15 protein-coding genes and 1 pseudogene are annotated in these 19,844 nt (G+C 72.5%); 6 read left to right on the top strand and 10 right to left on the bottom strand.

Features of this window, described 5'->3' with window-relative positions:
* Window positions 1–20: 20 nt before the first annotated feature.
* Together hutU and hutH are read right to left on the bottom strand one after the other, a co-directional pair.
* Window positions 21–1,685: a urocanate hydratase gene (gene hutU, locus IF04_RS0122775; protein WP_030260951.1), complete on the bottom strand. Its 1,665-nt coding sequence runs from the start codon at window positions 1,683–1,685 to the stop codon at window positions 21–23.
* A gap of 35 nt (window positions 1,686–1,720) precedes the next feature.
* On the bottom strand, window positions 1,721–3,259 hold the full coding sequence (hutH, locus tag IF04_RS0122770; RefSeq protein ID WP_030260948.1) for a histidine ammonia-lyase: 1,539 nt from the start codon (window positions 3,257–3,259) through the stop codon (window positions 1,721–1,723).
* A gap of 201 nt (window positions 3,260–3,460) precedes the next feature.
* On the opposite strand from hutH, the gene IF04_RS0122765 reads away from it, so the two are divergent.
* Window positions 3,461–4,231 (top strand): IclR family transcriptional regulator, encoded by a 771-nt coding sequence (locus IF04_RS0122765; protein WP_030260945.1) that lies wholly within the window; start codon window positions 3,461–3,463, stop codon window positions 4,229–4,231.
* Between the two features lie 39 nt (window positions 4,232–4,270).
* Here IF04_RS0122765 and IF04_RS0122760 read toward each other — a convergent pair whose 3' ends face one another.
* Window positions 4,271–4,747, bottom strand: coding sequence for a DUF2000 domain-containing protein (locus tag IF04_RS0122760; RefSeq protein WP_030260942.1), 477 nt, complete (start codon window positions 4,745–4,747; stop codon window positions 4,271–4,273).
* Between the two features lie 50 nt (window positions 4,748–4,797).
* Between IF04_RS0122760 and IF04_RS0122755 the strand changes: the two genes are divergently transcribed.
* Window positions 4,798–5,658 carry an AraC family transcriptional regulator gene (locus IF04_RS0122755; protein ID WP_030260940.1) on the top strand — a complete coding sequence of 287 codons (861 nt, stop codon included), beginning with the start codon at window positions 4,798–4,800 and terminating at the stop codon, window positions 5,656–5,658.
* On the opposite strand, the gene IF04_RS0122750 is transcribed toward IF04_RS0122755, so the two are convergent.
* The 3 genes from IF04_RS0122750 to IF04_RS35975 all read right to left on the bottom strand — a co-directional run bounded on the left by IF04_RS0122750 (window position 5,621) and on the right by IF04_RS35975 (window position 8,357).
* Window positions 5,621–6,346: a DUF4232 domain-containing protein gene (locus IF04_RS0122750; protein ID WP_245654470.1), complete on the bottom strand. Its 726-nt coding sequence runs from the start codon at window positions 6,344–6,346 to the stop codon at window positions 5,621–5,623. The two genes, IF04_RS0122755 and IF04_RS0122750, sit on opposite strands and share 38 nt — an antisense overlap.
* 109 nt (window positions 6,347–6,455) lie before the next feature.
* Window positions 6,456–7,025, bottom strand: coding sequence for an NADPH-dependent FMN reductase (locus tag IF04_RS0122745; RefSeq protein WP_063829511.1), 570 nt, complete (start codon window positions 7,023–7,025; stop codon window positions 6,456–6,458).
* Between the two features lie 9 nt (window positions 7,026–7,034).
* Window positions 7,035–8,357, bottom strand: a complete 1,323-nt coding sequence (locus IF04_RS35975) for a glycosyltransferase (RefSeq protein WP_078600666.1) — start codon at window positions 8,355–8,357, stop codon at window positions 7,035–7,037.
* 498 nt (window positions 8,358–8,855) lie between these two features.
* Between IF04_RS35975 and IF04_RS0122735 the strand changes: the two are divergent.
* A pseudogene (locus IF04_RS0122735) lies at window positions 8,856–9,074 on the top strand (type II toxin-antitoxin system VapC family toxin); the annotation flags it as partial.
* Window positions 9,075–9,236: 162 nt separating this feature from the next.
* On the opposite strand, the gene IF04_RS0122730 reads toward IF04_RS0122735, so the two are convergent.
* The 4 genes from IF04_RS0122730 to IF04_RS0122715 all read right to left on the bottom strand — a co-directional run bounded on the left by IF04_RS0122730 (window position 9,237) and on the right by IF04_RS0122715 (window position 16,501).
* On the bottom strand, window positions 9,237–10,565 hold the full coding sequence (locus IF04_RS0122730) for a class I SAM-dependent RNA methyltransferase (RefSeq protein ID WP_030260920.1): 1,329 nt from the start codon (window positions 10,563–10,565) through the stop codon (window positions 9,237–9,239).
* Between the two features lie 98 nt (window positions 10,566–10,663).
* The gene (locus tag IF04_RS0122725) at window positions 10,664–12,715 is read right to left on the bottom strand and encodes an APC family permease (RefSeq protein WP_030260917.1); all 2,052 of its coding nucleotides are present in this window, start codon (window positions 12,713–12,715) and stop codon (window positions 10,664–10,666) included.
* Between the two features lie 460 nt (window positions 12,716–13,175).
* The gene (locus IF04_RS0122720) at window positions 13,176–14,282 is read right to left on the bottom strand and encodes a PucR family transcriptional regulator (protein WP_030260914.1); all 1,107 of its coding nucleotides are present in this window, start codon (window positions 14,280–14,282) and stop codon (window positions 13,176–13,178) included.
* A gap of 101 nt (window positions 14,283–14,383) precedes the next feature.
* Window positions 14,384–16,501: an NAD(P)-binding protein gene (locus IF04_RS0122715; protein WP_030260911.1), complete on the bottom strand. Its 2,118-nt coding sequence runs from the start codon at window positions 16,499–16,501 to the stop codon at window positions 14,384–14,386.
* Window positions 16,502–16,802: 301 nt separating this feature from the next.
* Between IF04_RS0122715 and IF04_RS0122710 the strand changes: the two genes are divergently transcribed.
* Genes IF04_RS0122710 through IF04_RS36720 form a run of 3 tightly spaced genes read left to right on the top strand, consistent with a single transcriptional unit; the run spans window position 16,803 to window position 19,664 of the window.
* Complete coding sequence (locus tag IF04_RS0122710) at window positions 16,803–17,360, top strand: EF-hand domain-containing protein (protein WP_030260907.1); 558 nt, start codon at window positions 16,803–16,805, stop codon at window positions 17,358–17,360.
* Between the two features lies 1 nt (window position 17,361).
* On the top strand, window positions 17,362–18,975 hold the full coding sequence (locus tag IF04_RS0122705) for a prenyltransferase/squalene oxidase repeat-containing protein (RefSeq protein WP_051831466.1): 1,614 nt from the start codon (window positions 17,362–17,364) through the stop codon (window positions 18,973–18,975).
* 26 nt (window positions 18,976–19,001) lie between these two features.
* The gene (locus IF04_RS36720; RefSeq protein WP_051831465.1) at window positions 19,002–19,664 is read left to right on the top strand and encodes an acetoacetate decarboxylase family protein; all 663 of its coding nucleotides are present in this window, start codon (window positions 19,002–19,004) and stop codon (window positions 19,662–19,664) included.
* The last annotated feature ends 180 nt before the right edge of the window (window positions 19,665–19,844 follow it).

The following is a 19,844-nucleotide window of genomic DNA, read 5'->3' as shown; positions in this document are numbered from 1 at the left end:
GCCCGCCCGGCGTTGAACGGTTACGCGGAGGGGTTCTCGCGCATCGGGATACGCACGCCCCGCTCGTCGGCAACCGTGTCAGCGATGTCGTAACCGGCGTCCACGTGCCGGATGACACCCATGCCCGGGTCGTTGGTCAGCACGCGACGCACCTTCTCGCCCGCCAGCTTCGTACCGTCCGCGACCGACACCTGGCCGGCGTGGATGGAGCGGCCCATGCCGACGCCGCCACCGTGGTGGAGGGAGACCCAGGACGCGCCGGAGGCGACGTTGACCATGGCGTTGAGCAGCGGCCAGTCCGCGATCGCGTCCGAGCCGTCGAGCATGGCTTCGGTCTCGCGGTACGGGGAGGCGACGGAGCCGCAGTCGAGGTGGTCGCGGCCGATGGCCAAGGGCGCCTGGAGCTCACCGGACGCCACCATGTCGTTGAAGCGCTCACCGGCCTTGTCCCGCTCGCCGTAACCCAGCCAGCAGATACGGGCGGGCAGGCCCTGGAAGTGGACGCGCTCGCCGGCCATCTTGATCCAGCGGTGCAGCGACTCGTTCTCCGGAAACAGGTCCAGGATGGCCTTGTCGGTCTTGTGGATGTCCGACGCCTCACCCGACAGGGCGGCCCACCGGAAGGGGCCCTTGCCCTCACAGAACAGCGGACGGATGTAGGCGGGCACGAAGCCGGGGAAGGCAAACGCCCGCTCGAAGCCCGCCAGCTGGGCCTCGCCACGGATGGAGTTGCCGTAGTCGAAGACCTCCGCCCCGGCGTCCATGAAGCCGACCATCGCCTCGACGTGCTTGGCCATCGACTCCCGGGCGCGGGTGGTGAAGCCGGCCGGGTCCTTGGCCGCCGCGTCCGCCATGTCCTCGAAGTCCACGCCCACCGGCAGGTAGGACAGCGGGTCATGCGCCGAAGTCTGATCGGTGACGATGTCGATCGGCGCGCCCTCGGCGAGCATCTGCGGCAGCAGCTCCGCCGCATTGCCCAGCAGACCAATGGACAGCGGGCGCCGGGCGTCACGGGCCTCGGTGGCCAGCTGCAGCGCATGCGCCAGATTGTCGGCCTTCACATCCAGGTACCGGTGCTCGATGCGCCGCTCGATCGCCCGCGGATCGCAGTCGATACAGATCGCCACACCGTCGTTCATCGTCACCGCCAGCGGCTGCGCGCCACCCATGCCACCGAGACCGGCGGTCAGCGTGATCGTCCCGGCCAGGGTGCCGTTGAACTTCTTCGCCGCCACCGCCGCGAAGGTCTCGTACGTGCCCTGCAGGATGCCCTGGGTGCCGATGTAGATCCACGAACCGGCCGTCATCTGCCCGTACATCGTGAGGCCGAGCTGCTCCAGGCGCCGGAACTCCTCCCAGTTCGCCCAGTCGCCCACCAGATTGGAGTTGGCGATCAGCACCCGCGGAGCCCACTCGTGCGTCTGCATGACACCCACCGGACGGCCCGACTGCACCAGCATCGTCTCGTCCTGCTTGAGCGTGCGCAGGGTGCGCTGCATCGCATCGAACGAGCGCCAGTCACGGGCCGCCTTGCCGGTACCGCCGTAGACGACCAGCTTGTCCGGGTGCTCGGCCACCTCCGGGTCCAGATTGTTCTGGAGCATCCGCAGGGCGGCCTCCTGCTGCCAGCCGAGAGCGGAGAGTTCGGTGCCGCGGGCCGCGCGGACGGGGCGTGCGCCTGTCATGGTGTTGTCCTTTCGGAGTGTGGAGTGGCCGGGTGTCAGCGGAGCCGGCCGGTGACCGACTCGGCCGCGCGCAGGGCCTCGCCCGAGGCCACGTACTGCACGGCCGCCTCGATCTCGGGGGCGAGGTAGCGGTCGGTGCCGGGGCCCTGTACATCGGCGCGGAGGCCCGCGACGACCGCGGCGGTGGCCGGCGCGGGGGTGAGCGGGGCGCGGAGGTCCAGGGCGCGGGCCGCGGTGAGGATCTCGATCGCGACGACGCGGGTGAGACCGTCGATCGCCTTGCGCAGCTTCCGTGCTGCCGCCCAGCCCATGGAGACATGGTCCTCCTGCATGGCGCTGGAGGGGATGGAGTCGACGGAGGCGGGGGCCGCGAGGCGCTTGAGCTCGGAGACGATCGCGGCCTGGGTGTACTGGGCGATCATGTGGCCGGAGTCGACGCCGGGGTCGTCGGCGAGGAACGCGTTGAGGCCGTGGTTGCGGGCCACGTCCAGGAAGCGGTCCGTACGGCGCTCCGCGATCGAGGCCACGTCGGCGACGGTGATCGCGAGGAAGTCCAGGACGGCGGCGACGGGGGCACCGTGGAAGTTGCCGTTGGACTCGACGCGGCCGTCGAGGGTGACGACGGGGTTGTCGACGGCGGCGGCGAGCTCGCGCGAGGCCACCAGCTCGGCGTGGCCGAGGGTGTCCCGGGCCGTGCCGTGCACCTGGGGCGAGCAGCGCAGCGAGTACGCGTCCTGGACGCGGGTGCACTCGGGGCCGCGGTGGCTCGCGACGATCGCGGAGTCCGCGAGGACGGCGCGGAGGTTGGCGGCGCTGTCGGCCTGGCCGGGGTGCGGGCGCAGCGCCTGGAGGTCGGCGGCGAAGACGGCGTCCGTGCCGAGCTGGCCCTCGACGCTCATGGCGGCGCCGAGGTCGGCGGTGGCGAGCAGCCGACGCAGGTCGTGGCAGGCCAGGACGAGGGTGCCGAGCATCCCGTCGGTGCCGTTGATGAGGGCGAGGCCCTCCTTCTCGTGCAGGGTGACCGGCGCGATGCCGGCGGCGGCGAGCGCCTCGGCGGCCGGGCGCAGCTCGCCGTCGGCGTCGCGGACCTCGCCCTCGCCCATGACGGCGAGCGCGCAGTGGGCGAGCGGGGCGAGGTCGCCGGAGCAGCCGAGCGAGCCGTACTCGCGGACGACCGGGGTGATGCCGGCGTTGAGCAGCGCGGCGTACGCCTCGGCGGTCTCCAGGCGGACGCCGGTACGGCCGGTGGCGAGGGTGGACAGGCGCAGCAGCATGAGCGCGCGGATCACCTCGCGCTCGACCTCGGGGCCGGAGCCGGCGGCGTGCGAGCGGACCAGGCTGCGCTGGAGCTGGGCGCGGAGCTCGGTGGGGATGTGCCGGGTGGCGAGGGCACCGAAGCCGGTCGAGACGCCGTAGTGCGGGGTGACATCGTCGGCCAGGGCCTCGATGACCTTGCGGCTGCGGGTGATCTCTTCCTGCGCCGCGGGGGAGAGCGTGACGGTGGCGCCGTGGCGGGCGACGGCCACGACATCGTCGGCGGAAAGCGCGCCGACGTCGATAACAACAGTTGACATGCCTCAATGAAGCACCAGGTCAGACCCTCTGTTCCATGCCTGCCGCCTGCTTTGTGTCTGGTATCCCAGACACTTGGTAGCAGCCTGCGGGGCGCCCCGTCAGGGAGCGCCTTTCAGGGGCGCGGGGAACTGCGCGAGCAACCACAACGGCGCGGCACCGGGCCGCCGGACCGCACTCCCACGGCGGTTAATCTCGGCGCCATGACAATCGTGCCCGCGGCAGCACAGGTGCTGGCGATCCTGCGTTACCTGGCCCGGCAGGTCGGCCCGGTTCCCGCTGCGTCGATCAGCCGCGATGTCGGCCTGCCCCGCTCCACGACGTACCACCTCCTCGACACGCTGGCCCAGGACGGCTTCGTGGTGCATCTGCCGGACGAGCGCCGGTACGGCCTCGGCGTCAGCGCCTTCGAGCTGGCCTCCGGGTACAGCCGCCAGGCACCCTTCCAGCGGCTGGCGCGCGCGCCGCTGACCGCGCTGGTCGACCGCACGGGCCACAGCGCGCACCTCGCGGTGCTGCACGGCCGCGAGGTCATCTACGTCATCGAGGAGCGGGCTCCGGGGCGGGCGCCGCTGGTGACGGAGGTCGGCGTACGGCTGCCCGCGCATCTGACGGCCAGCGGCCGGGCCATGCTCGCGCGGCTGCCGGGCGCCCAGGTCCGCGCGCTGTTCCCGGACCCGTCCGCGTTCGTCGTCCGGCACGGCATCGGCCCCGGCTCGCTCTCCGCGCTGCGCCACCTGCTGGTGGAGGTGCGCCGCCGCGGGTACGCCACGGAGGAGGGCGAGGTCACGCCGGGCTTCTCCTCGGTTGCCGCACCGGTGCTCGACCACAGCGCGCACCCGGTCGCGGGGGTCGCCGTGACCTACCCCGCCGCCGAGGTCCCGGCGGACCAGCAGGCGGCCATCGCCGAGCAGGTGGCCCGTACCGCCCGGGACCTGACGCTGCGGATCGGCGGGACGCTGCCCGTACCGTAAAAACCGTGAACCCGCGTCTCACGGATGCGTACGGTCGTCTCACGGGTGCATACGCGCACCCTTGACGATCTTGTCCACGGCGTTCTTCGGCCCGTACACGGCCATTCCCACCAGATCGAGCTGATCCCGGCCGACCGCCCGTACGGCAGCCCGGTTGTCCCGGTCGTTACCGGTCGCGAAGAGGTCCGAGGTGAACACCGAGAGGGCGACGCCCCGGCTCAGCGCACGGCCGTGCGCGGCGGTCAGCGTCTCCTTCGTCCCCTCGAAGACCAGCACGGGCTGGCGGAACATCCGCAGATAGTCATTGCCGTCGGCGTCCGCGTACGGCTCCCCGATCACCTCGGGGATCTCCGTACCGATACCGCTGACGAGGAAGGCCGTCACGTTCAGCCGCTGCCAGGTCTCCAGGTCCTCGCGCAGCAGGACGGCGATCTTGGTGTCGAAGCGGACGGGTGCGGGCTCGGGTGCGTTCGCGGGTGCGGTCGCGGGGTGTTCAGCGGCGTTCGGAGTTTCCATATCGTGGATTCTTCCGAGCCGCCCCCGGCCCGGTCTTGTACGTTCTTTGCATGGTCCGCCGTCCTCACCCGCAGGTCACGGCCTGGCGCCCGCCGGTGACCGGCATCGCCGAGGTCTACCACGCGCACCTGACCGGCCATGCCTATCCGATGCACACCCACGGTGCGTGGACGCTGCTCATCGTCGACGACGGCATGGTGCGGTACGACCTGGACCGGCACGAGCACGGCGCGCTGCGGACGGGCGTCACGCTGCTGCCCCCGCACGTACCGCACAACGGCTCGCCGATCACGCCGGAGGGCTTCCGCAAGCGTGTGCTCTACCTCGATCCCGAGGCGGCGGGCCTGGGCGAGGAGTACATCGGGCTCGCGGTCGACGCGCCCGTACTGGAGGACACCACGCTGCGCGACCGGATCCACCGGCTGCACGACGCCCTCGTGCTGCCCGGCGAGGAACTGGAGTCCGAGAGCCGGCTGGTGTGCGTCACCGAGCGGCTGCGCCGGCACCTCACGCGCCGGCACCTGACACGGCGGCATCCGACGCGTCAGGACACCCCTGCCGCGCCGCCCGCCGCAGGTCCGGGCCTCGCCCGGCAGCTCCGCGACCTGCTCGACGCACGCATCGCCGAGGGGCTCACCCTCCAGGAGGCATCCGGGCTGCTGCACGCCCATCCGGCGCATCTCGTAAGGGCGTTCAGCCGCGAGTTCGCCATCAGCCCGCACCAGTACCTCACCGCGCGCCGCGTCGACCTCGCCCGGCGGCTGCTGCTGGACGGCATGGCACCGCGGGACGCCGCGGCCGCCGCGGGCTTCCACGACCAGCCGCATCTCACCCGGCACTTCAAGCGTGTCCTCGGCGTCCCGCCGGGGCACTTCACTGACCGGCGCCCGGCTCCAGCGCCGTCACGGTGAACCGGCCGCCGCAGACCCGAAGTTCAGAGGTACGAAGCGTCATCGCGTCCTTGGAGCCGGGCGGGTAGGTCTGGAGGAGGTACGGGCTCTTCCAGCACGGCTCGTCGTTCAGGCCGTCCTGAATGGTGTGCAGTACGGCGTACGCGCTGCCGCCCGGCTTCAGCGTGACGGCCCTGCCCGCCGCGCCCTCACGGGTGGCGGGCTTGCCGATCATCTGGCCGTCGCGCTGGATCAGGGAGACGCCGGGGTAGCCGCGCAGCGTGCAGGAGGTCGAGCCGTTGTTGGTGAACACCAGCGGGTAGCGGATGTTGCCCGCGCCGACGTCGGCACGGCCCAGCCGCAGGCCCAGCTCCTCGGCGGTGCAGCGGTCGGCCGAGGTGTCGGTGGACGCGGCGGCCGCGGTACGCGCCGAGGCGGTACGCACGGCGGTCCCCTTCGAGGCCTGGCCGGAGGGGGACTGGGAGGCGGCCTCGGACGACGACGAACCGGAGGCGGCCGAGGAGGAATCCGACGCCGACCCCGTGGCCGACCCCGAGTCGGACGTGGCGGCGGAGGGGGCGGCCGGGGCACCCGACTTCACCCCGGAACCGTCGTCCTGACAGGCGGTGAGCGCGAGCGCGGCCGCGGCGGCGATCAGCGTGGCGGTGGCGGCCTTGCGGCCGCGGCGGAGGCTGGTGTGGTGCGACATGGAAATCCCCTTACCGGGTCGGTACGTACGGTCCCGGTCCCTTCGGTCCCGCACCATCTACCGTGCCGAGTCCCACTGATGCCCCACTAACACACCACTAACGCACCGCTCACGCATCCGCCCGACCGGCTTCGGGCATGCTCGGCGGCCGGGGGCAGCCCGCTTCGTACAGCCGCGCCAGCAACTCGTCCAGCTCCTTCACCGTAGCGCTGTCCACCACCCGACCGTCCTGGATCTTGGCGCTCGCCTGCGGTATCAGCAACCCGTCCGCGACCAGCCGCGCCCCCATCATCGTGAGGGTCTCGCGCAGCCACGCCTGCGCACGGTCACCGCCCAGCGCGGACGGCGACGCGCTCACCAGCGCCACCGGCTTGTCGTACAACTGCCCGCCCCCGACCAGCCACTCCAGAGCGTTCTTGAGCACACCGGAGGTCCCGCTCGCGTACTCCGGCGTAGCGATCAGCACCCCACCCGCGGCCCCGGCCCGTTCCCGGAACTCCGCGACCTCCGGCGGCAGTACGCCGCTCTCCTCCACGTCCTGGTTGAAAAAGGGAAGCCAGCCGAGACTCGGCTCGATGCGCATCCCGCCCCGCGGAGCCCACAGCTCCCCCGCGGCCCGCAGCACCGCACCGTTCAGGGACCGTTTCCGCAGACTGCCGCACAGCGCAAGAGCATCCATTCGGCCAACTTACCCCGGCAATACGGATGTCGGGCTGCCCGCAAGGGACACCTCCGCGCCGTTCTGCCGGGTCCCCCACCCCGTCTTCGCGCAGGTGGCGATGCCGTACCAACGCAGCCAGCGCAGCACCGTCCAGGCGAGGACGATCGCGCCCGGCATGGCGAGCCAGGTCACGAGCCGGGAGCGGATGCGCTCGTCGGAACGGATAATGCTCAAGTACCGCAGACCCTGCGCCCACCCGATGAGAAATGGCACGATCAGCATCGTCACCGGCGGCATGTTGCGGTACGCGATCGGTTCGACGACCAGCATCCAGACGGTGACCATCTGGGTGAGCACCATCTGGATCCACCGCATGGTGTGCAGCCAGAACGCGGGGCGCGCCGGGGAGAGGTACCGCATCCGCCAGACGGACCGGATCGTGGAGCCGCGCATCCACCGCAGGTACATCCGGTTGAAGTGCGACCATTTCTCCGGCATGGCGGTGAAGCAGATCGCGGACGGCTGCTGCACGGTGAGGCCGCGCTCCTGCGCGTACAGGGTGAGCATGCTGTCGTCGGAGAAGTTCACGGGCCGGCCCATGAACGTCTCGTTGAGGTAGCCGTCGAGGTTGTCGCGGATGATGCCGGCCCGATACGCGGCCAACGGCCCGGAGTTGACCATGACGGCGCCGACCGCGGACTGACCGGAGCGGTCCACGAGCTGGCAGACCACGAACCACAGATCGGTAATGCGCACCAGCCAGTTGGCCCGGTTGTTCGTCGCGATGACAATGCCGGCGACGGACTGCACCCGCGGCCGGGAGAACGGGCTCAGCGCCTCCTCAATCGCATTGGGCGCGAAGCAACTGTCACTGTCACAGGTGATGTAGATGTCGGCCTCGGGGCTGACACGCACGGCATGGGCCTGCGCGTGCCGCTTGCCGCCATTGGGTACGCGCTGCCAGGTAGTGGCAACACCGGCCTGCTGCGCGGCGCGCTCCCACCACACCCGCACCTCGGCGTAATCCCCATTGGTGGAACCGTCATCGACGATATGCACCGCATCCGGCAGCCGACTCTGCCGCAGAAAGGATTCCAGCCCCAGCCGCAGGTATCCGGGGTCCTCGTTGTAAACGGGCACCAGAATCGCCACATGCAACGCGTCGAGCTGCCGGGCGAGCCGGGGCGTGAGCTTCCTCGGACGTTCGAGGTGGTACATGAACGTCTGCAGCAGGAAGATCAAAAACAGTGCGATCCACACGACCGTGAGGCGACTCGCCAGCGCGCCATCATGGGCGACCGCAAACGCAGTGAGCGCGTGATGCCCGGCCCAGGCCGCGGCCGCAAGCATGACGACTATCCCCAACAGAACGGTCAAAGACCGGTGCTGATGCGCTGCCAGCACCGGCCTGCCGCGGCGTCTGCCGCTCACCGGCGACGCCGGTGACCCGAACCGCGCCGCCCTCCGACGACCACGCCGTGCCCGGCTTCAAGCCCCCGCCGGTAACGGAAACGAACCACCAGAATCGCCCCGAGCACCACGGCAACGGCCGCAGCAAGCATCCAGCCGCCAAGCGGATACGTGATCCCACCGATGACGACCGCAGGCATCCCCGTCTGCGCTAACTGCCCATGTCCAGACATCAGAGACTCCCCCCGAATGAGTGAAGAAATCGTGCAGGATGTATATATCACGTAACCGATGTGACTGAGGTGGCCTATCGGGATACGGACGATCAACTGCCGGAGACGCCCGAAGTGTTACCGATCCCGGGCAGGCCGAGGACCCCTGCGGGGTCCACGCAGGGAGTCAGTCAGGGAGTCGGGCACCAGGGCCTGGCACCCACCCACACTGTCCCGCCTCGTGGTCGAGCCGGTCACCGAGCCGATCGCCCGCCACGCCGGCGCACTGGTCGCCGATGCCGGGCTGCACGGGCACAAGTACGCCATCGACGCCATGGTCAGCGCCACCGCACTCGCCGCACCCGGCCCCATCACCGTCCTCACCTCCGACCGGGAGGACATCACCACACTGTGCGGCGCACGCGCCACCGTGATCAAGATCTGAGCAATGAGCTGCCCGCGGCGCCAGTCACTTTCGGCCGGGGAACGCCTCGTCGAGCGTGGGGACGGCGAGGCAGCCGGACCCCTCACCTGAGCTACCCGATCAGCCGCGTGACGCCCCATCGGTCGTGCGGCGCATATGCCGCACATTGCCCGAACGCGCAGGTCAGCGGCCCTTGGACTCCGGTACCAAGATCGCCACGCACTCCACATGATGCGTCATCGGGAACAGGTCGAAGGCCTGGAGGCGCTTCGGGACGTAGCCTGCTGTGGCGAAGTAGGCGAGGTCTCGGGCGAGGGCGGCCGGGTCGCAGGCCACGTAGGCGATGCGGCGGGGGGTGAGGGAGGCGAGGTGTTCGACCGTGGCGCGGCCGGCGCCGGCTCGGGGCGGGTCGAGGACGACGAGGTCGACGTCGCTGATGCCGGTGCGGGGGAGGATCTGGTCGACCTTGCCGTGTTCGATGCGGACACGGTCGACGTCGGCGAGGTTGTGGCGGGCGTCCTCCACCGCACGCTTGCCGGACTCGATGCCGAGGACGGCGCCCTTGTCGCCGACGCGGTCGGCCAGTGCGCCGGCGAAGAGGCCGACGCCGCAGTACAGGTCGAGGGCCATGTCGCCCTTCTTGGGCATGAGGCCGCGCATGACCGATTCGACCAGCAGGTCGGCGGCCTGCGGGTGGACCTGCCAGAAACCGCCGTTGCCCACGCGCCAGGTGCGCTCGGCGGCGCGTTCGCGGACGAAGGGGCGGCCGTGTACGCGGTGTACGCCCTTGTCCTTCTCGCCGATGCGCATGACCGAGACCGGCTTGTCGAGCTCCACGATGGGGAGGCGGCCGCCGGGCTTCGGGGTGAGGATGACCTGGCGGTCGTGGGAGCCGGTGGCGGCGATGGCCTCGACGCTTGCGATCTGGGGCCACTCGCGCTTTTCGATGCCCAGCTCCGAGACTCCCGGAGCAGCGATCATGCAGTGGTCGATGGGCTGCACCTCGTGGGAGCGGTGCTTGCGGAGGCCCGCGTGGCCCTCGGCGTCGATGGCGTACTGGACGCGGGTGCGCCAGGCCGGTACCTCACCGGCGGGAAGCTTGTCGCCGGGGGCCGGTACGACCGTGCCGTCCCAGCCGGCCTCCTCGGGGGTCAGGCCCGCGAGGCGCTGCAGCTGCTCGGCGATGACCTCGCCCTTGAGGCGGCGCTGGGCGCCCGGCTTGGCGTGCTGCCAGTCGCAGCCGCCGCAGCGGCCGGGACCGGAGAAGGGGCAGGGGGCCTCGACCCGGTCCTTGGAGGCGGACAGGACCTGCACCGCGTCGGCGCGGAGGAAGCGGGCGCCTTCCTCGCCGTCGGTGACCTTGGCGATCACGCGCTCGCCCGGGAGGGCGTGGCGTACGAAGAGGACCTGGCCCTCGTCCGTACGGGCGATGCAGTGGCCGCCGTGCGCGACGGGGCCGACCTCTACCTCGTACTCCTCGCCGACCAGGGACTTCTTCGGTTCTTCCGGCATGGCGAGTGAGCTCCAAAAAACGTGGGGTGGTGCGGCGGGACAACAGCCTTCAAGTCTACGTCCCGCCGTACCACCCCATCGACCATCGGGGCGCGCCCCTACTTCTTGGTGGCCGCCTTCTCCTTCTTCGGCTGGGCCACCGGACCGCGGCGGACCGAGCCCGGCGCGTTCCACTCCGCGCGCTTGCGGGCGCGGACCTTGGCGGCCTCGGAGGAGTCGAGCTGCCAGGGGACGGAGGTGACCATGACGCCCGGGGTGAAGAGCAGCCGGCCCTTCAGGCGCAGCGCGGACTGGTTGTGGAGCAGGTGCTCGTACCAGTGGCCGACGACGTACTCCGGGATGAAGACGGAGACCGCGTCGCGCGGGCTCTCCTTGCGGAGCGACTTCACGTAGTCGATGAAGGGGCGGGTGATCTCGCGGTACGGGGAGGCCAGGACCTTCAGCGGTACCTCGATGCCGCGGCGCTCCCACTCCTCCTTGAGGGCCTTGGTCTCGGCCGGGTCCACGTCGACGCTGACGGCTTCGAGCGTGTCGGAGCGCATCAGCTTGGCGTAGTTCAGGGCCCGCAGGGTCGGCTTGTGGACCTTGGAAACCAGGACGATGGAGTGCACGCGGGAGGGGCGGGCGACCTCGTCGTCGCGCGAGTCGGTGGCGGCGATCTCGTCGGCGACCCGGTCGTAGTGCTTACGGATCGCGGTCATCGTGACGTAGAAGATGACCATGCCGAGCAGTGCGACCCAGGCGCCGTGGCTGAACTTCGTCACCAGCACGACGACCAGCACCAGGCCGGTGAAGGTGGCACCGAAGGCGTTGATCGCGCGCGAGCGGTGCATCCGGCGGCGCTTGGCCGGGTCGTTCTCGCCGGCCAGGTGGCGGTTCCAGTGCCGGACCATGCCGATCTGGCTGAGCGTGAAGGAGACGAAGACGCCGACGATGTACAGCTGGATCAGCCGGGTGGAGTCGGCGCCGTAGATGTAGACGAGTATCACCGCGGCGCCGGCGAGCAGCACGATGCCGTTGGAGAACGCGAGGCGGTCGCCGCGGGTGTGCAGCTGGCGGGGCAGGTAGCGGTCCTGCGCGAGGATCGAGCCGAGCAGCGGGAAGCCGTTGTACGCGGTGTTCGCGGCGAGGAAGAGGACCAGCGCGGTGGCGGCGGCCAGGATGACGAAGGGCGCCGTGCCGTCGCCGAAGACCGCGGCCGCGACCTGCGAGATCACCGGGTTCTGGGTGTAGCCGGAGCCGACGGGCTGCCCGTTGTGCAGCAGGTCGGTGGCCGGCTTCTCGGCCATCTTCACGCCGGTGACCATGGCCAGCACGATGATGCCGCAGAACATGGTGACGGCCAGGCCGCCCATCAGCGCCAGCGTCGTGGCGGCGTTCCTGGACTTGGGCTTGCGGAAGGCGGGCACGCCGTTGGAGATCGCCTCGACGCCGGTGAGCGCCGCACAGCCGGAGGAGAACGCGCGCAGCAGGAGGAAGATCAGCGCGAAGCCGGCCAGGCCGCCCTGCTCGGCGTGGATCGTGAAGTCGGCCGTCGGGGCCTTCATGTCGTCGCCCATGATCAGGCCGCGGAAGGCGCCCCAGAGGATCATGACGAAGACACCGGCGACGAAGATGTACGTCGGGATGGCGAAGAGCTTGCCGGATTCCTTGACGCCGCGCAGGTTCATCACGGTGAGCAGGACGATCATCGCGATGGCGCAGAGCGTCTTGTGCTCGACCACGAAGGGGATCGCCGAGCCCAGGTTCTCCACTCCGGAGGAGATGGAGACGGCGACGGTGAGGACGTAGTCGACCAACAGCGCACTGGCCACGGTGAGGCCGGCCTTGGGGCCGAGGTTGGTGTTGGCGACCTCGTAGTCGCCGCCGCCGCTCGGGTAGGCGTGCACGTTCTGCCGGTACGACGCCACGACCGTGAACATCAGCACGACGACCGCGACGGCGATCCAGGGGCTGAAGTGGTACGCCGACACGCCTGCCACGGACAGGACGAGCAGCACCTCCCCCGGCGCGTACGCCACGGAGGAGAGCGGGTCGGAGGCGAAGACGGGGAGTGCGATGCGCTTCGGGAGAAGGGTCTCTCCCAGCTTGTCGCTGCGCAGTGCGCGCCCGATCAAGATGCGTTTGGGCACGTCGGTCAGTTTGGACACGCAGAGGATGCTAAGCCTTCGTCAAGGCCGTCGCCCACCCGCCACCCATGGGGGCAAGGCACCTGCCGGGGGATGCCGCCCGACTGGTCCGCACGGCCGTCCGGGGCTGCCGCCGGGGGTACGGAATCCGTCGTTCCACCGTGTCCGACGGCGGGGTGCGGAGCCGCCACGCACCGTCCGAACGCCGGAACTGCCTGCCCGGAGCGGGGTGTCCACACCCTCACCCCCGTCGAGGGTGGGGACAACCGATCCGCTGCCGGCGGCCCGGCGGGCGCGCAGACCCCTGATGCTGCGCCGCCCGCCGTGCACCCGCCGGTGCGCCCTGATGGTGGCATTCGCCACGGCCTCGGCACATTGCCGGTTCCCGGCAATCTTTACGCGATTTTGATGGCTCACCGACCGGCACTTGCCCCGCCGGACGGCCCCCGGGAGGCCCGTGCGGACCGGACGTCCGGGGGAACTACAGCGGCCGGTCCGGCCAGCCCAGTACGCGCGCGCCCATCGCCGCCGTCTCCAGCGTGTAGCGCTGCAGCCCGTCGGCCGGGTCGTAGCCGGTCAGCTCCTTGATGCGGGCCAGCCGGTAGGAGAGGGTCCGCACGCTGACCTGGAGCCGGCGGGCCGCCTCGGCGTTGACGTACGCCGTCGCCGCGCACGCCCAGATCGTCTCCAGCAGCGGCCGCGCCCCGCCGCGCCCCTCGGTCAGCGGCCCCAGCACGCTGTGCACGAGGTCGGCCATGGCGGCCCGGTCGCGCAGAAGTACGGGGAAGACCAGCAGGTCGGCCGCGTGCAGCACGGGCTCGGCGAGCTCGAGCTGGGTCGCCAGCTCCAGGGCGCCCAGTGCCTCTTCGTACGAGGTGACCACGCCGCCCGCGCCGGCGTGCGGCCGGCCGAGCGCGACCCGGTGCGCGGCGTGCCCGCCGGTCCCGTCGGTGCGCGCGTACTTCGCGAAGGCGTCCAGCGCGCCGTCCCGGCCGCCCGCCGCCACGCACACCAGCCGCCCGGCCTTGGTGGCGATCAGTACATCGCGGTCGCCGAAGCGGGCCAGCAGCTCGCGTTCCACGCGCCGGGCCACCGGGTGCAGGTCGTCGAAGCGCTCCGGGCCCTCCGCGACGCCCACCGCGTGCTCCCCCGCCAGCCGCAGCCCGAAGCGCTCCGCGCGCTCGGCGAGCCGGCCGAGGTCGCTGCGCCCGAAGAGAAGGTCGTCGACGAATTCGCGGCGGGCCGCCTCCTCCTGCCGGACCGCGAGCCGCTGCGCCCGCTCATGGCCCTCGCCGAGCGCGGCGACGGCCGCCTCGACGGCCGCGAGCAGCGCGTCTCCGGTACGGGCCCGCTCGGCGGCGCCCGCGGCCCGCGCCACACCGGGCAGCGAGCCCCACAGCCGGCGGGTCTCCCCCAGGTAGCGGCCGACCAGCTCGCGCAGGCTCAGGCCCTCCTCGGCGGACCGCTCCCCCCGCTCGCGCAGGACGTCCAGCTCCTCGCGGCGGAGCAGCCGCCCGGTCCGGGACACCTCCGCGAGGAGGTCGGCGTACTCGCCGAGGCCGTGCGGTTCCGCTGCGCCGCGCTCCACCTGTTGTGCTCCCTGCTCATGCTCGTCCCGGCGCCCGTGGGCCCGGCTCCGGGAGCTTCGCCGTCGGCCTTCATTGCCGACTCCCGGACAGCAGGACGCTATCAACCCTGCCGGGTTCCGGCAGATCCGCTCTGCCGGGATCCGGCGGGCCCCGGACGGCGGCCGAGCAGCTCGCCCAGCCCCTCGCGGGTGGCGGCGATGACCACGCGGTCCTGCGGCCGCAGGACGTAGCCGGGCGGCAGGTCGCGGACCAGCCGGGCGGGCTCCCAGCGCTGCCCGCCGGGGCCCGGCATGGTCTCCGGGTCCTCCGCGGGGTCCGGCGCCGCACCGATGTTGACGGCCACCAGCCGCAGCCGCCCGGCCCGGAACACCTGGTCGGCCCGGCGGCCCACCAGCTCGGTCTGGCCGCGCACGTCGACGTGGGCGACGAGCAGCAGCCGGCGTTCGACGGGTACGGCGCCGAGGATCTGGCGGCCCATCATGGCGCCGGCGAAGGCGGGCGCGGCCAGGAAGGAGACGCTGCGGCTGCGGGTGACGGCGGTGGGGTGGGCGGCGCGCAGGGTGCGGTAGACGGCGGTGGCGAACCGGTCGTCGAAGAGCCGCAGCGTCACCCGGAGCTGCGGCTTGACCGACCTGGCGTACAGCGACGCCTCCAGGTTCGTGCTGTCTTCGCTGGTCAGCGCGAGGAGGGTACGGGCGCGGGCGATGCCGGCCGCTTCCAGCACGCCGTCCTCGGTGGCGTCGCCGAGGACGGTCGGCACCCGCAGCCGGCGGGCCAGCGGGATGCCGCGCGCTTCGGGGTCCTCCTCCACGCAGACGACCGGGACGCCCAGCTCGCGGAGCCGGGCCAGGACGCGGGTGCCGACCTTGCCGAGGCCGAGGAGGACGACATGGCCGGAGAGGCCGCGCGGCGGGCGACGCAGCGAGGCGGCGCTGCGGAAGGTGCCGAGCGCTTCGAGGGCGGCGGCGACCAGGACCGGCAGCAGGAGGAGGCCGGTGAGGCCGGACAGCAGCTGCAGCACCTTGCGGGCCGGACCCTCGTTGATCGCCGGCTCGTTGATCGCGAAGAGGTCCAGCAGGGAGAGGTACGCCGCGTGCAGCGGGTCGTCGCCGGTGGCCAGGGTCGAGACGACGGCCAGGGTCAGTACGGTGCCGACGAGGGCGGCTATCGACCAGCGCAGCCGCGGCGAGAAGAGCGAGCCGAGCGGCGCGCCGCGCCCCACGAGGCGGCGGGCCGACGGCCGGCGCCCGCGGTAGGAGACGGTCTCCAGCTCGATGGTGGCGCGCCCGGCGGCGGCCGCGGCGGTGGCGTCGTCGGGCAGCAGCGTCGGCCCGTCGTCGTCGGCCGCGCGCCGGTGGGCGGTGCGGCCGCCGTGCCGGGAACGGCCGCCCGGCGGGGGCGGGGCCGGGGCCGGGCCGCCTTCGTGCGCCGTCTCGTCCGATGCCGAGGGCGAGAGCAGGGCGAGGGTGGCGAGGCCGCGGCCGGCGGCGCGCGGCGGGGCGGGCGCGCCCGGGGTGTGCTCCACGGCCCGCAGCAGCAGCCCGTCGACCTCGATGACCTTGCTGGTGCCGGCCACGGCGGTGGCGGTGAGCGCGGGCGCGACCGTGTCGGCGTCGGAGAGGACGGTGGTGGAGGCGTCGATGTCGGAGGTGTCGGACCAGACGACGGCGGCCGCTTGGTCCAGCAGTTCCTCCAGGTGCTGGCCGAGGCGGCGGTTGTAGAGGCGGATGACCAGCCGGAGCCGGGGGTTCATGCGGCGGGCGCGCAACGCGGCGTGGATGTTGGTCTCGTCGTCGTCATAGACCAGGGCCAGCGCGCCGGCCTCCTCGACGCCGGCTTCGGTGAGCGTCTCGTCGTCGGGCTCCGGCGCTTCCAGTACGCGTACCGGCCCGGCCTCCTCCTCGGTGTGCGGCGCGTCCGGGCCGTCGGCGGGTCTCGTGTCGTCCGGGCTGCCGCCGCGGCCCACCGCGGCCGTCATCCGGCCGAGGAACGCGCCGGCCCGGCCCAGGCCGCCACGCGCCGGCTGCGGGACGCGGGGCCCGCGCGGATCGCGTACGGAGGGGACGACGAGGGTGACCTGCTCGCGGTACACCTCCCGCAGCTCGACGGCGAGCCGGTGGGCCAGGGAGTCGTCGCCGCACACCACCATGTGCGGTGCGGGCGGGGTCGGTTGGGACTGCTGTGGCACGGGTGACAGTGAGGACACGTCGCCCAGCATGCCTCCCGAAGATCACGAAGGCACGGCCCGACCCGGCCTCCGGAGGCCCGGTAGCGGTCCCGCCTCCGGGGCCCGGCGGCGGCCCCGGGAGCCTCCGCAGCCACTGCCGAATTCCCCGTACGCAGTTCTCGTGCCGGCTGACACGATTTCTTGCTGTACTCGCACTGAATTCCTGCGGACTCGGATAAAGCACTCTGTCCGAATGCCCGCTTGAAAATCCCGGTGCCGGGCGCGGATGCTGCATGGCGATGCCCAGGCCGTGTCCGCACATCGGTGGCAGCAGACGAAAGGGCGGAGAGTCATGCCCGGCACGCTCAAGGACCAGAAATTCGACGCGCTCTTCGAGATGTTCGACAGGGAAGGCCAGGGATATCTCACGCGGGAGCGGTTCTTCCGTTTCGCCGAGGGAATAGCGGGCCTGCCCCCACGGGGCGACAACGAGAACGCCGCGGCGGTCCGTGCCGCCTTCGAGAAGTGGTGGAAGCTCCTGGTGCCCTCCGGGGGCTCCGGCCCGGACACCCGGATCGACCGGCAGGAATTCATCAGTCGTATGCGGTCCCTCGTCTCCTCGCGCGCAAATCTCGACGACGCGGTACTGGCCATCGCCGACGCCTTGATGCGCGCGCTGGACACGGACAAGAACGGGACGCTGAGCCTGGACGAGTACCGGCGTATTTACACCCGCGCCGGCGTGGACACCGCACACTGCGAGGAAGCGTTCCGCCGGCTCGACCGGGACGGCGACGGCAGCATCAGGCACGAAGAATGGCGGGAGGCACTCCGCGAGTTCTTTCTGAGCGACGACGCGGACGCGCCGGGAAACCAGTTGCTGGGGCCGCTGCCCCCGCCCGCCCGCTGACATGTCCGGGCGCGGCGGGGAATCCGGCACGGCGTACCGGGATCTGCTGCACCACGATCCCGTCCGGCAGGCGGACGACATGCTCGCCCGCGCGCTCGACCACTGCCTGCGGCACCAGCACGAGGACGGCGGCTGGCGGACGCCGCCCGACCCGCGCGTCACGGAGACCGCCCTGGCGTGCCTGGCCCTGTGCCGGGAGGCCACCCCGGCGGCCCGGCACGCGGTCCGCCGGGCGCGCCAGTGGCTGCGCACCGCGCGCCCTCAAACGCACCATCCGCTGGCCCAGTACGCGGAGACCCTGCTGGCCGGCCTGGCCTGCGGCACGGCCGACGGGCACGGCCTCGCCACGGAGGCGTTCACCGGCCCGGTCTTCGCGCCCCGGCTCCGGCTGCTGGCCGTCCTGCGGGCGTGCGCGGAGCGAGTGGCGCCGGACGCGGCCGGGCGCGAGCCGGTCACGGAGGCCGGCCTGCGGACGCTCCGCGCCGGCCTGCGCACGGCGGTGGACGGCGCGTGCCGGTCCCGGCTGAAGTCGTGGGCGCTGGTGGACCTGCTGGCCGAGCACGCGCTCGTCGAGCGGTACTTCGGTGACGCGCAGGAGGCGGAAGCGGCAGCCCGGCGCCTCGCGGACCTCCAGGCGCCGGACGGCTCGTTCTACGGGAACATCCTGAGCACGTCCCTCGCGCTGCTTGCGCTGCACGCGGTCGTCCCGACGGGCACCTCGCGGTACCGGGCCCGTGGCTACCTGCTCACGGCACAGCATCCGGACGGGACATGGCGCTTCCTGACCACCGATGTGTGGGACACCCAGCTGACCGTACGTGCGTTCCGGGGCGAGCCCGACTTCGAAGTACAGGGCCTCCCCCGCGCGCTGGAGTTCCTCCGCGCGGCCCAGCGGCCCGACGGTGGCTGGCCCTGCCGGCAGGGGCTGGAGTCCGACAACGACACCACCGCGGCGGTACTCATCGCCCTCGCCGGCCTCCCGGAGGCGGCGGACGCGGCGCGCCGCGCGCTCCGCCACCTCGCCGAACAGCAGAGCGGGACAGGGCTGTGGTCCACCTGGCAGACGGCGGGCGACCCGCCGGCCCCCGACGTGGTCGCCCACGCCGTCACCGCCCTGGACCGCTACCGCGGCCGGCACCGCGTCCCCACCGGCGCGGCCCGCCGCTGGCTCGGCGCGTACGCCGCGCGCGCCGGGTCCGCCGGCGACGGCTGGGCCGCGAGCTGGTACCGCGGCGCCCCCTACGCGGTGTGCGAGATCGCGCCCGCGCTGCCGGCCGGCCACCGCGCGGTCCGCGCCGAACTGGCCCGCCTGGCCGCGAGCCGGCGGCCGGACGGCGGGTGGGCCCACGGCCCGGACACCGACAGCCTGCCGTCGGCCACCGGGCTGGCCCTGGCGGCGCTCTGCCGGGCGTCCGGGCCCGCCGACGGGGCGCGAGCGGCCCTCGCGTACCTGGCCGCGGTGCAGCGGCCGGACGGCAGCTGGCCGGGCCACCCGGAGATGCACGGCCCCCGACCGCTGCTGACCCACTGTCCCGCGCAGACCCTGGCCTTCACCGCCCTGGGCCTCACGGCGGTCCGGCGCGCGCTGCGCGGCCCACGGCGAGGAGAGTGGTGACGGGCCCCACTGGAAGGAGTACCGCAGTGACCGACCCCACCGGACCGCCGGCCGCGGACTACCCCGCGCCTCCCTGGAAGGCGCGCGGCGTGCTGTGGATGTCCGTCCTCACCGCGCGCGAGGCGCCGGAGCTGCCCGCCGACCTCAGCCCCGTCGGCGGCCGCCGCACGCTCCTCGTCGTACTCGCGCGCTTCACGGAGGGCTCGCTGCGGTACGACGAATTCGCGGTCGGCTCCCTGGCCCGCCGGGGCCGCCGCGTGGGGCTGTTCTGCCACCGCATCTGGGTGGACTCGGCGGCGTCGCTGCGCGGCGGGCGGCGGCTGTGGGGCATCCCGAAGGAGCTCGCCCGCTTCTTGTGGGACGCGGAGACCGTCCGGATCCACGGCGAGAACGGGCCGGTCGCGGCCCTCCGCCTGGGCCCGCACGGCAGGGCGCGCGTCCCCGTCCTCCGCGCCCCCAGCAGCGGGTTCGGCCGGATCGGCAGCGAGCGGACGTTCCTGTGCGGGCAGGTCTCGGGGCGCCTCGGCCGGGGCCGGCTCGGCGTCCTGGACTGGCAACCGCCCCTGCCTGACCTCGCGGCCCCGACACCCCGCCTGACGCTCTCCGTCTCCGCCGCCCGCTTCGTCTTCCCGGTGGGGACGCGCCTCGGACCGGCCGGCTCGCCCGCCGCCGGACGGACCGGCGCCTGAAGGCAGCGCGAGAAGGGCGGCGCGAGAAGAGCAGCGCCTGAAGGGCAGCACTCCCTCCCTCCCGTCGGCCGGTTACGGTGGTGTCGCACATCAGCGGGGGCAACTCCCCCGTTGCCGCATAAGCTCGTGACCGGGCGATGCCGGGGCCAGCGCGCCCCGGGCGGCCGGTACGCCGGAAAG

The organism is Streptomyces violens (assembly GCF_000717745.1).
In the GTDB taxonomy this organism is placed as follows: Bacteria; Actinomycetota; Actinomycetes; order Streptomycetales; family Streptomycetaceae; genus Streptomyces; species Streptomyces violens.
Note: the sequence above shows the minus strand (reverse complement) of the source record. Positions and strands in the feature narration are given on the sequence as shown.